The sequence below is a fragment of the Sphingomonas sp. PP-CE-3A-406 genome (assembly GCF_003688625.1).
GTDB lineage: Bacteria > Pseudomonadota > Alphaproteobacteria > Sphingomonadales > Sphingomonadaceae > Sphingomonas.
This window is the reverse complement of the sequence record NZ_RCWY01000003.1, coordinates 720,368-731,527: the sequence shown is the minus strand read 5'-3', so window position 1 is coordinate 731,527 and position 11,160 is coordinate 720,368. Positions and strand designations below refer to the sequence as shown.

The following is an 11,160-nucleotide window of genomic DNA, read 5'->3' as shown; positions in this document are numbered from 1 at the left end:
CGATCAGCTCGCTTTCTTCGTGACCGGCTTCACCTTTTGTCCGGGGGCGAGGAATCCGCCGGCGGACAAAACAACGCGTTCGGACCCGTCGAGCCCGCTGAGAATTGTCACGCCTTCGTCATAGACCTGACCGATCTTGACCGCGCGGCGCACCGCCTTGTCGTCGGCGCCGACGATATACACGAAGCTGCCCTTCTCGTCGCTCTGCAACGCCGAATCGGGAAGCAGCGGCGCCTGGGTCGCCCCGCCGACGATCGTCGCCGCCGCGAAACCACCAGGACGCAGCGCGGGATCGTATTTTACCGCGATCCGCGCGATGCCCTGGCGGCTCTGCGGGTCGATCACCGGCGACACCTGCCACACTTCACCCGGAAAACCTTGGGTCGTGCCGACGGGCACGACGGTCGCGCGCGCACCGGGATGCAGACCGGCGAGATCGGATTCGCTCAACTGCGCGCGCATCTCCATCTGGCCTGCCGCGGCCATGCGGAACAGCACGCCCGTCCCGGCGCCGACGACCTGACCCGATTCGACGCCGCGGGTCAGGACCAACCCGGCGGCGGGCGCCCGAATGTCGAGCCGACCGTTGCGCGCGCGCGCTTCGCCGAGCGACGCCTGCGCGACTTTCACGCGGGCGGCGGCGGCATCGCGCGTCGCGGCCTTGCGCTGAAGGTCGGCCTTCGAGATGAACCCGCGATCGACCAGCTGCTGCGCGCGATCGAGTTCGGCCTGAGCGATCGTCTCGTCCGATCGCGCGACGTTGACCGACGCCGCCAGCGACGCCGCGGTCTCGGTCTGGACCGAGCGATCGACCGTCGCGAGCACCTGTCCCGCCGCGACCCACTGGCCCGGCTCGACCAGCACGCGCGTGATCATCCCGCCCTCGCCCGCGACCCCGACCGGCATCTCGCGACGCGCCGCGATCGTACCGGTGGCGGAGATCGTCCGGTCGACGATCTTGCGACCGGGCACGACCACCGAGACGGTCGGCACCTGCTCGATCACCGGGCCGGCGGCGGCCTCCTTCTTCCCCGACTTGAATGCGACCACCGCGGCGACGATCGCCAGCACGACGAGGACTGCGATGATGATGTTACGACGGCGATGCGATGGCGCGGTGTAATCCGGCAGGGCCAGCTGCTCTTCGCTCTCGCTGGCGCCGAGGTGACCCGCCATCTTCGTCTCGTAATTCATGCGCGTCACAATCCCCATTTCGACCGGTCTTGTTTCGACCCGCTTCGCCGTTCGCACGCTGTGTTATCTGAATAAGTCACCATGCTCAAGCCCTTCGACGAGCATGGAACGAAGACATGCTTCGAATTCGATCTATTCGCAATGCGGTGCGAAGAGTTGGCGGTGCGAAGAGTTTGCGCGACGTTCAGCTTGCGTTGACCTGATCCGCGCGACACGCACACCAGTGTTACCCGGGAGAGATATCATGAAGACCGCCTCGTTCTTTGCCGCCCTTGCCGTCGTCGCCGTGCCGGGGGCTGTCCTGCCAGGCGCCGCGCTCGCGCAGGCCGCGCCGACCACGGTCGAGCCGATGGTGCCGGCCGCGGGCACCGTACTCGACGTGACCGCCGAGGGCCGCACGACACGCGTGCCCGATCTCGCGACGATTCGCGCAGGCGTCGTGTCGCAATCGTCGACCGCCGCGGCGGCGCTGACCGACAATGCGCAGCGGATGGCGAAGGTTCTCGCGGCGCTGAAGCGCGCCGGCGTGGCGCCGCGCGATATCGCGACCTCGTCGGTGCAGCTTTCGCCGCAGTATCGCTACGCGGACAACCAGCCGCCGGTGATCACCGGCTACCAGGCGACCAACACCGTCTCGATCCGCTTCCGCGACGTGGCGAAGTCGGGCACGATCCTCGATGCGCTGGTGGCGCAGGGCGCGAACCAGATCGACGGGCCGAACCTGTCGATCGACAAGCCCGACGCGGCGCTCGACGAGGCGCGGACCGATGCGATCGCGCAGGCCAAGCGCCGCGCCGATCTGTACGCCAAGGCGGCGGGGCTGCGGGTGTCGCGGATCGTGTCGATCGCCGAATCGGGCCAGGATGCGGGCGGCCCGGCGCAGCCGATGTTCATGATGGCCCGCGCGTCGCTGGCCAAGGACAGCACGCAGATCGCGCCCGGCGAGAAGGACGTGACCGTGACGGTGTCGGTGCGGTTCCTGCTGAACTAAAGGTCTGCGATCCTCCCTCGGGGGGGGGGAGGATCGCGACCGATCCGGCGACCATCGCCGCGCAAGAAAAAAAGGGCCGCCCGGTTGCCCGGACGGCCCTTCGTTTCGCGTGACGAGAGCGAAGCTTAGCGAACGCTGCCGCGACGGACGAGGTTCACGATCGCGAGCAGGATGACAGCACCCACCAGCGACACGAGGAACGAGGTCAGCGTCAGCGGTGCGCTGTTGATCGACCCACCCGACAGGATCAGGCCGCCGATGAACGCGCCGACGATGCCGACGACGATGTTCAACAGGATGCCCTGCTGCGCGTCGGTGCGCATGATCATGCTAGCGATCCAGCCGATGACGCCGCCGATGATCAGCCAAAGAATGAGACCCATTGTATTTCCCTCCGTTTATCCCGTTGCCGGGGCGATGGCGGAAAGACGTGCGAGCGGCGATATTTGTTCCGCCCGCGTTTTGAGTTTTGCCGCTCAATACTTCTGCTGGCGCTCGTACAGCGATTTATAGTGCTGGATGCGGGTGACGCGCAGGCCCGGCATCCCCGAGCGATCGATCGCGCGCTGCCAGCTGGCGAACTCCTCGACGGTCAAGCCGTAGCGGGCGCAGACGTCGTCGACGCTGAGCAGCCCGCCATTCACCGCGGCGACCACCTCGGCCTTGCGCCGCACCACCCAGCGCGTGGTGCCGGGCGGCGGCAGCGTGTCCAGCGTGAGTTGCTCGCCAAGCGGCCCGATGACCTTGCCGGGACGGATTTTCTGGTTCTCGATCATTTGAAACCTCTGATCGGGGCGGGGGGCCCCCTCTCGATACGCACACGCGAAAGATAGTCGCTAGATTTGAAGATCGGCTGAAACGCCGCAGTAAACAGCATCTTCATTCGTCCTTCCACCGGATTAAGGCCTTTGCCATCGGACCGTTGAAGGCCCCGTGGAGCGGCGCGAACAGCGTCGCATCGACGGTCGTTCGCACGAACCCCGCCTGCACCGCCGCCGTCGGACTCGCCGCCTGGCGGGCGGCGATGCCGACGATCAGGACAGCGAGCTCACCGGGAAGAACGGTAAGCTCGGCATCGCGATCGAAACGGGAGAAACTCAGGTCCAACGGGATACTCACGACAACGTCTGGGAAGCCCGGTGTAGCGCAAGGGGGTGAATGGACCGTAAAACGTCGTGAAAGACTTCGTGAACCTGTCGCTTTTTTCCAATCGCTGGTCGCGTTTTCTATTCGCTTCACCCTGATCCACGTCAATCGCCGCATCTTTTTGCAACCGCACGCCGTCGCGCTTATGTGATGGCGATGGATCAGACCGATTTTCAGCTCGGGCGGGACACCGCCGGAAAGCGCATCGTCGTGGCGATGTCGGGCGGCGTCGACAGCTCGGTCGTCGCCGCGCTCGCGCACGCCACCGGGGCCGAGACGATCGGCGTGACGTTGCAGCTCTACGATCACGGCGAGGCGGTCGGCCGCGCGGGATCGTGCTGCGCGGGCCGCGATATCCGCGACGCCCGCGCGGTGTGCGACCGACTCGGTATCGCGCATTACGTATTCGATCACGAAACCAGCTTCCGCGAGCAGGTCGTCGACAAGTTCGCCGACGAATACCTCGCGGGCCGCACGCCGATCCCGTGCGTCCAGTGCAACATGGGGCCGAAGTTCACCGACCTGCTGAAGCTCGCGCGCGATCTCGGCGCGGATTGCCTGGCCACGGGGCATTATGTCCGGCGAGTCGAGGGCGCGCACGGGGCTGAACTCCACCGCGGCGCCGATCCGGCGCGCGATCAGAGCTATTTCCTGTTTGCGACCACGCAGACCCAGCTGGATTACCTCCGCTTTCCTTTGGGCGGGCTGCCCAAGGCGCGCGTGCGCGAGATCGCAGCCGAACTCGGGCTCGGCGTCGCGGCCAAGCCGGACAGCCAGGACATCTGCTTCGTGCCGGATGGCGATTACGCCGGGCTGGTGAAGAAGCTGCGGCCCGAAGCGGCGGAGACCGCGGGGGATATCGTCGATCTCGGCGGCGCGAAGCTCGGCGAGCATCGCGGGCTGATCCACTTCACCGTCGGCCAGCGCCGCGGTTTGGAGATCGGCGGCAGTCCCGAGCCGCTCTATGTGGTGCGAGTCGAGCCCGCCACGAAGCGCGTGGTCGTCGGTCCGCGGCGTGCGCTCGCGGTCGAGGCTGCCCGGATGACCGACATCAACTGGTTGGGCGGCGATTTCACCGGGCCGCTGACGGCCAAGGTACGGTCGATGGCGAAGCCCGTCCCTGCCCGTCTGGTCGGCGACCGCGTGGTGTTCGATGCGCCGGAATACGGCGTCGCGCCGGGGCAGGCTGCTGTGTTGTATGCAGGCGAGCGCGTGCTCGGCGGCGGCTGGATCGCGGACACCGAAGCGGCACTCGTAGCCGCCTGACGCGTGCCCTTTGCGGGTTTGGTGCGTTGGGGCGGTATGGATATCGAAGATCTACGCCGCCAGATGGAAGCCGCCGCCGCGGCGATGGATTTCGAGACCGCGGGTCGCCTGCGCGATCAGATCAGCGTGTTACGCGGGGGCGGCGACGTTGCGGACACCGCGGGCCTGACGCGGCAACAGCCCGGCGCGATGGGGCTTGGGACGAGCCAGCAGCGGATGACGCCGCCGCCGGGCTGGGTGAAACCGAAGAAGCCCGATCCGATGACGAAGGGGCGGAAGCGGTAAGGCACCCCGTCATCCTGACGAAAGTCAGGATCCAGGATATCAAACGATGACGTTCGTGGCTCTGGATCCTGACTTTCGTCAGGATGACGGAGGTATTTTAGCTGCGTTTACGGCAGCAAGAACGTGCCTTCGATCGTCGTCACGCATGATCCGCCGAGCACCACGCGGTCGCCCTCAAGCCGACACGTCAACTTCCCGCCACGCGCGCTCGCCTGATACGCGGTGAAGCTGTTCCCCAAAGTGGGCGCCCAATACGGCACCATCACCGCGTGCGCCGCACCCGTCACCGGATCCTCGTTGATCGCGTAATAGGGCGTGAAGACGCGACTGACGATGTCGGTCGCCTCGCCCCGCGCCGCGACGATCGCGACGATCGGGAACTTCGCCAGCGCCGCATAGTCCGGCTTCAGGTCGCGCACGACGGCCTCGTCGTCGACGATCACGAGCGCATAGCCCTTGTCGTGCCACAGGGTTTCGACGGGCTCGGCGACGTTCAACGCCGCGACGATCTCCGGGATCGCCTTCGGGCTCGGTCCCCATGCCGGCAACTTGAGCGTGTAGCCGCTGTCCGCCCGAGCGACCTCGAGCATCCCCGCCTGCCGCGTCCGGAACCGCACCCGGTCGAGCGCGGTATCCGACGACAGCACGAAATGCCCGCTCGCCAGCGTCGCATGACCGCAGAGCGCGACTTCCGCACCCGGCGTGAACCAGCGCAGGTCGAAATCGACGCCGTCGTCATCCGAGGCGACGATGAACGCGGTCTCGCTCAGGTTGTTCTCCTGCGCGATGTTCAGCAGCACGGCGTCGTCGAGCCAGGCCGACAGCGGCATCACCGCCGCCTGATTGCCCCCGAACGGCGTGTCGGAAAACGCATCGATCTGCGCGAACGGTATTCTCATGATTGAATCCTCAAACGCGTTTGCCGAATTTCGAGCGGACTATACCCGCTTGCCGAACCAATGCGGCGTCACGTCCGCCTCGACCAGCGGATTGTCGGTGTCGACATGCCCTTCCGGATCGAGGTGGATCAACACCTCTACCTTGGGGAAGGCGGTGCGCAGGTTACGCTCGACCGCTTCGACGATGTCGTGCGCGTGTTCCACGGTCAGGTCGCGCGCGACCTCCATGTGGAACTGCGCGAAGTCGTGGCTGCCCGAGCGTCGCGTGCGGAAATCGTGGATTCCGCGGATGCCGGGCTGGCGCGCGGCGACGTCGAGGAACTGCGTGCGCAGATCCTCGGGCCATTCCTTGTCCATCAACTGGTCGATCGCGTTCGACGACGCCTGGAACGCGCCCCAGGCGAGCCACAAAGCGATGACGATGCCGAAGATCGGATCCGCGCCGCTCCACCCGACATATTGATCGAGCACCAGCGCGACGATCACCGAGCCGTTGAGCAGCACGTCCGACTGGTAATGGACGTTATCCGCGAGGATTGCGACCGAACCCGTCTGGCGGATGATGCGGCGTTGATAGGAGAGCAGGAACACCGTGGCGACGATCGCGATCACCGACACGCCGATGCCGAAATCGGCCCCGGTGGTCGGCTGCGGATCGCCGAACGCAAGGATCGCGCGCCACGCGATGCCGACCGCCGACGCGGTGATCAGCATGACCTGGAACAGCGCGGCGAGAGCCTCCGCCTTGCCGTGGCCGAAGCGGTGGTCGTGATCCGCCGGCGTCGCCGCGAGCCGCACGCCGTACAGCGTGACCAGCGACGCGAGCAGGTCGAGCGCGGTATCGGCGAGCGAGCCGAGCATCGCCACCGAACCCGTCGACCACGCCGCAAAGCCCTTCAGCAGCAGCAGGAAACACGCCATCGCGACGCTGGCGAGCGCCGCGCGGGTTGCGAGAGGTATGACCCTGCGCCGTTCGTCCTGCGTCATGGGAACAACAGCCCTTCGCTCCAGTTGCCGTCTTCGCGCACGAACAGCCGCCGTTCGTGGAGACGATGCGCGCGGTCCTGCCAGAACTCGATCCGCGTTGGCGTCACGCGGTAGCCTCCCCAATGCGGCGGCCTTGGCACGTCCTGGCCTTCGAACTTCGCGGTCATTTCCGCAAAGCGCTGCTCGAACGCCTCGCGACTGTCGAGCGGCCGGGACTGCTCCGACGCCCAGGCGCCAAGCTGCGAATCACGACCGCGCGAGGCGAAATAGGCGTCCGATTCGGCGTCGGTCGCAAGCGTCACCGGACCCTCGATGCGGATCTGACGGCGCAGCGACTTCCAGTGGAACAGCAGCGCGCCCTGCGGATTCGCCGCCAGCTCGCCCGCCTTGCGGCTTTCGCGGTTGGTGTAGATCACGAAACCGTCCGGGCCGTGACCCTTCAACAGCACCATGCGCACCGACGGCCGCCCCTCGGCATCGGCGGTTGCGAGCGCGACCGCATTCGGGTCGTTCGGCTCGGACTGCTTGGCTTCGGCGTACCAGCTGTCGAACAGCGTGAAGGGATCGTCTGACATGCGCGCGCCTTAGCGGGATTTGGCGCGGAACGAAACTTTGGAACGACTCTACCGTGCCGATGATTGACCCAGGTAATCGAATCGTTTCCGCAACGAAGGAACATCCAGGGTGGCAGCGCGCGCGTATTGGCAGGGGCAGATCCGTCTCGCCCTCGTCTCGATCCCGGTCGAGATCTATTCCGCGACGAAGTCCGGCGCGGCGGTGTCGTTCAAGCAGATTCACGAGCCGTCGGGCCAGCCGATCCATTACGACAAGGTCGTCACCGGCGTCGGCCCGGTCGACGCCGACGAGATCATGAAGGGCTATGAGGTCTCGAAGGGCGAATACGTCCTGCTGGAGCAGGACGAAATCGATGCGGTGAAACTCGAGTCGAAGAAGACGCTGGAGCTCACGCAGTTCGTCGATGCGAGCGAGATCGACGTGCTCTATTACGAAAAGCCGTATTTCGTGGTGCCCGCGGACGACCTCGCGGAGGAGGCTTTCATCGTTTTGCGCGAGGCGTTGAAGCGGACCAAGAAGGTCGGGCTCGGCCAGCTTGCGATGCGCGGGCGCGAATATGTCGTGAGCCTGAAACCGTGCGGGCGCGGGATGGTGCTGGAGACGCTGCGCTACGCCGACGAGGTGCACAAGGCTCAGGGCTATTTCCGGGATATTCCCGATGACAAGCCGTCCGAGGAATTGCTGGAACTGGCCGAGGCGCTGATCGGGAAGCGCAGCGGCGACTTTCACCCGCAGGAGTTCCACGATCGCTATGTCGATGCACTGAAGGACCTGATCGAACGCAAGCGCAAGGCGAACGGGAAGAAGATCATCGAGGACAAGGATACCGGCGGGAAGACCGGCTCGAACGTGGTCGACCTGATGGCGGCGTTGAAGAAGTCGATGGAGAAGAGCGGGGGTGCGGAGAAGGCGCCGGCGAAGAAGGCCCCCGCCAAGCGGGCGCCGGCAAAAACGGCGGCCAAAGCTCCCGCGAAGAAACGTGCGTAACCCCCTCCCTTGTTCCCCCGCGAAGGCGGGGGGCCAGACTGGGCTCCCGCCTTCGCGGGAGCACAAACTTGCTGACCTCTCGATGCTCCACCCCGTCATCCCAGCGAAAGCTGGGATCTCCCGGTTGCAGCCCGCCCCCTCGCCGCGCGAGGTCCCGGCTTTCGCCGGGATGACGAAGACGGGACGCTATTGATGGCCACGCCCCCGGATCCCCTAGCCCTCTACAATTCCAAGCGGAACTTCACCAAAACCGCCGAGCCCGCGGGCACGCTGGCCCCCGGCAACGGCAACAGCTTCATGGTCCAGAAGCACGACGCCACCCGCCTCCACTGGGATTTTCGCCTGGAAATCGACGGCGTCCTCAAAAGCTGGGCGGTCACGCGCGGCCCCAGCCTCGACCCCAATGAGAAGCGCCTCGCCGTCCGCACCGAGGACCATCCGCTCAGCTACGCCACCTTCGAAGGCACGATCCCCGCCGGCGAATATGGCGGCGGCACGGTGATGCTGTGGGACCGTGGGACCTGGTCGCCGATCAAGGGCAAGTCCGCCAAGGACCTCGACAAGGGCCACCTCCACTTCGTCCTCGATGGCGAGCGGATGAAGGGCGAATGGCTGCTCATCCGCCTGAAGCCCCGCGCGAAGGAAAAGCGCGAGAACTGGCTCCTCCGCAAGATCGACGATGCCGCGGCGGGCGGCACCGACACGCTGGTCGAAGAAGCGCTGACCAGCGTCTCGACCGGCCGCACGATGATCGAGGTAGAGGAGGGCAAATCCTCCCCGGCACGGGGAGGGGGACCAGCGAAGCTGGTGGAGGGGGCGGCCCGCAAGAGTACCGCTCGAAATACGGGAAACGTTCGGGGCAAGCCCCCCTCCACCACCGCGAAAGGTCGCGGCGGTCCCCCTCCCCGTGCCGGGGAGGATTTTCAGGACCTCCAACTCTGCACCCTCGTCGACGCCGTCCCGACCGGCTCCGCCTGGCTCCACGAAGTAAAATACGACGGCTACCGCGCGTTGATCTCCGTCGCCAACGGCAAGGCGAAGGTCTTCACCCGCACCGGCCTCGACTGGACCGACAAGTTCGCCGCGATCGCCGACGCCGCCGCGCAGCTCCCCGTAAAATCCGCGCTGATCGACGGGGAGATCGTCGCGTTCAAGGACGGCCACCCCGATTTCTCGACGCTGAAGGACGCGATCTCCGCCGGCGGCGACATGACGTTGTTCGCGTTCGACCTGCTCGCACTCGACGGCGAAGACCTGACCGGCCTGTCCAACCTCGACCGCAAGGCGCGGCTGCAACCGCTCATCCCCGAGGACGAGGACCGCCTCCGCTACTCCGACCACGTGATCGGCGCGGGCGAGCAATTGTTCGAGACGATGTGCCGCGAGGGCCTCGAAGGCATCGTCTCGAAACGCGCCGACGCGCCCTATGCCGGCAAGCGGACCAAGGCGTGGCTCAAGGTCAAATGCACGCACCGCCAGGAATTCGTGATCGTCGGCTGGCTGCCGTCCGACAAAAAACGCGGGTTCAAGTCGCTGTTGCTCGGCGTCCACGAGGGCAAGGGCTATCGGTACGCCGGGAAAGTCGGCACCGGTTTCGACCAGGCGCTGATGGACGAGATTCGCGACAAGCTCGTCGCGCTCGATCGCAAGACGCCAACGGTCGAGGCGCCAAAGGCAGCGGTCCGCGGCGCGAAATGGGTGACGCCGAAACTGGTCGCGGAGGTCGCGTTCGCCGAAGTCACGCCCGACGGTGTGCTGCGGCATTCGAGCTTCATCGGCCTCCGCGAGGACAAGGCGGCGAAGGACGTCGTCGCCGAGACGCCCGCGCCATTGCCCGATGTGGAGGACAGCGCCGCGCCGGCAACCAGTATCAAGGTCAGCAGCCGGGACCGCGTGATCTTCGACAAGTCGGACGTCACCAAGGGCGATCTCGCGGACTATTACGTCGCGGTCTCGGGGATCATGCTGCCGGTCGCGGGCAACCGCCCGATCAGCCTCGTGCGGTGTCCGCAAGGTCGATCGCGCGCGTGCTTCTTCCAGAAACATGACGCGGGGAGCTTCGGCGACGCGGTCCACAAAGTGCCGATCCGCGAGAAGGACGGCTCGACCGAGGACTATCTGTATGTCGACGATGCGGACGGGCTGGTCGCGTGCGTGCAGATGGGGACGATCGAGTTCCACGGCTGGGGGTCGTCGAACGCGACCTTGGAGAAGCCCAACCGACTGATATTCGATCTCGACCCAGACGAGGGGCTCGATTTCGGCGACACGAAGAAGGCGGCGGAGCATCTGAAGAACCAGTTGGCCGAACTGGGGCTGGTCAGCTTCCCGATGCTCTCGGGCGGCAAGGGCGTGCACGTGGTCGTGCCGCTGACCCCGGAGGCGGAATGGCCTGCGGTGAAGGACTTCGCGGATCGCTTCGCGCGGGCGATGGCGGGCGCAGATCCCGACCGCTTCGTCGCGACGATGGCGAAGGCCAAGCGCAAGGGGCGAATCTTCATCGACTGGCTGCGGAACCAGCGCGGGGCGACCGCGGTGATGCCGTATTCGGCGCGGGCGAGAGCGGGCGCGCCGGTGGCGGCACCGGTGTCTTGGACCGAGTTGCGGGATATCGAGATGGCCGCGCGGTGGGGTGTGAAGGATGGGGCGGAATTGATCGCGCGGGCTGAGTCGCGGGCGCTGGCGGGTTGGGGTGTGGCGAATCAGGTGCTGCCGGATTTGTGAGCCATTCCCCCTCCCCACAATCACAACCGTAACCACCCCGGCGAAGGCCGGGGCCCAATTGGGAAGGTGGCGGTAACGGCGCGATGCCCGTCATTAGCGCCGTCC

Annotated in this window: 12 protein-coding genes; 5 read left to right on the top strand and 7 right to left on the bottom strand. The window is 66.2% G+C overall.

What is annotated here, in order from left to right; all coding sequences use genetic code 11:
- Nucleotides 1-3: 3 nt before the first annotated feature.
- On the bottom strand, nt 4-1,194 hold the full coding sequence (locus C8J44_RS15305; protein WP_060527282.1) for an efflux RND transporter periplasmic adaptor subunit: 1,191 nt from the start codon (nt 1,192-1,194) through the stop codon (nt 4-6).
- Between the two features lie 244 nt (nt 1,195-1,438).
- Here C8J44_RS15305 and C8J44_RS15300 point away from each other — a divergent pair, with 244 nt between their 5' ends.
- Nucleotides 1,439-2,185, top strand: a complete 747-nt coding sequence (locus C8J44_RS15300; RefSeq protein ID WP_121905178.1) for an SIMPL domain-containing protein — start codon at nt 1,439-1,441, stop codon at nt 2,183-2,185.
- A 125-nt stretch (nt 2,186-2,310) separates the two neighbouring features.
- Here C8J44_RS15300 and C8J44_RS15295 read toward each other — a convergent pair whose 3' ends face one another.
- From C8J44_RS15295 to C8J44_RS15285, 3 genes are all read right to left on the bottom strand, one after another.
- Nucleotides 2,311-2,568 (bottom strand): GlsB/YeaQ/YmgE family stress response membrane protein, encoded by a 258-nt coding sequence (locus tag C8J44_RS15295; RefSeq protein ID WP_056055026.1) that lies wholly within the window; start codon nt 2,566-2,568, stop codon nt 2,311-2,313.
- A gap of 93 nt (nt 2,569-2,661) precedes the next feature.
- Nucleotides 2,662-2,961, bottom strand: a complete 300-nt coding sequence (locus C8J44_RS15290) for a DUF1153 domain-containing protein (protein ID WP_056055024.1) — start codon at nt 2,959-2,961, stop codon at nt 2,662-2,664.
- A gap of 103 nt (nt 2,962-3,064) precedes the next feature.
- Nucleotides 3,065-3,304 carry a hypothetical protein gene (locus tag C8J44_RS15285; protein WP_231420839.1) on the bottom strand — a complete coding sequence of 80 codons (240 nt, stop codon included), beginning with the start codon at nt 3,302-3,304 and terminating at the stop codon, nt 3,065-3,067.
- A 183-nt stretch (nt 3,305-3,487) separates the two neighbouring features.
- Between C8J44_RS15285 and mnmA the strand changes: the two genes are divergently transcribed.
- On the top strand, nt 3,488-4,597 hold the full coding sequence (mnmA, locus tag C8J44_RS15280; RefSeq protein ID WP_121905493.1) for a tRNA 2-thiouridine(34) synthase MnmA: 1,110 nt from the start codon (nt 3,488-3,490) through the stop codon (nt 4,595-4,597).
- A 36-nt stretch (nt 4,598-4,633) separates the two neighbouring features.
- On the top strand, nt 4,634-4,882 hold the full coding sequence (locus C8J44_RS15275; RefSeq protein WP_121905177.1) for a UvrB/UvrC motif-containing protein: 249 nt from the start codon (nt 4,634-4,636) through the stop codon (nt 4,880-4,882).
- Nucleotides 4,883-4,989: 107 nt separating this feature from the next.
- Here the strand turns inward: C8J44_RS15275 and C8J44_RS15270 are convergent, their stop codons facing one another.
- From C8J44_RS15270 to pdxH, 3 genes are read right to left on the bottom strand one after another with little or no spacing between them, the layout of a single operon-like run.
- A complete protein-coding gene (locus C8J44_RS15270) occupies nt 4,990-5,781 on the bottom strand; it encodes a PhzF family phenazine biosynthesis protein (RefSeq protein WP_121905176.1) in 792 nt (263 codons plus the stop codon).
- Nucleotides 5,782-5,820: 39 nt separating this feature from the next.
- Nucleotides 5,821-6,768 carry a cation diffusion facilitator family transporter gene (locus C8J44_RS15265; RefSeq protein ID WP_056055013.1) on the bottom strand — a complete coding sequence of 316 codons (948 nt, stop codon included), beginning with the start codon at nt 6,766-6,768 and terminating at the stop codon, nt 5,821-5,823.
- A complete protein-coding gene (gene pdxH / locus C8J44_RS15260; protein ID WP_121905175.1) occupies nt 6,765-7,343 on the bottom strand; it encodes a pyridoxamine 5'-phosphate oxidase in 579 nt (192 codons plus the stop codon). The genes C8J44_RS15265 and pdxH overlap by 4 nt, the downstream gene beginning before the upstream one ends.
- A gap of 109 nt (nt 7,344-7,452) precedes the next feature.
- On the opposite strand from pdxH, the gene C8J44_RS15255 reads away from it, so the two are divergent.
- Together C8J44_RS15255 and ligD are read left to right on the top strand one after the other, a co-directional pair.
- Nucleotides 7,453-8,331: a Ku protein gene (locus C8J44_RS15255; RefSeq protein WP_121905174.1), complete on the top strand. Its 879-nt coding sequence runs from the start codon at nt 7,453-7,455 to the stop codon at nt 8,329-8,331.
- Nucleotides 8,332-8,523: 192 nt separating this feature from the next.
- Entirely contained in the window at nt 8,524-11,055 is a 2,532-nt protein-coding gene (gene ligD, locus C8J44_RS15250) for a DNA ligase D (protein WP_121905173.1), read from the top strand.
- Nucleotides 11,056-11,160: the final 105 nt, after the last annotated feature.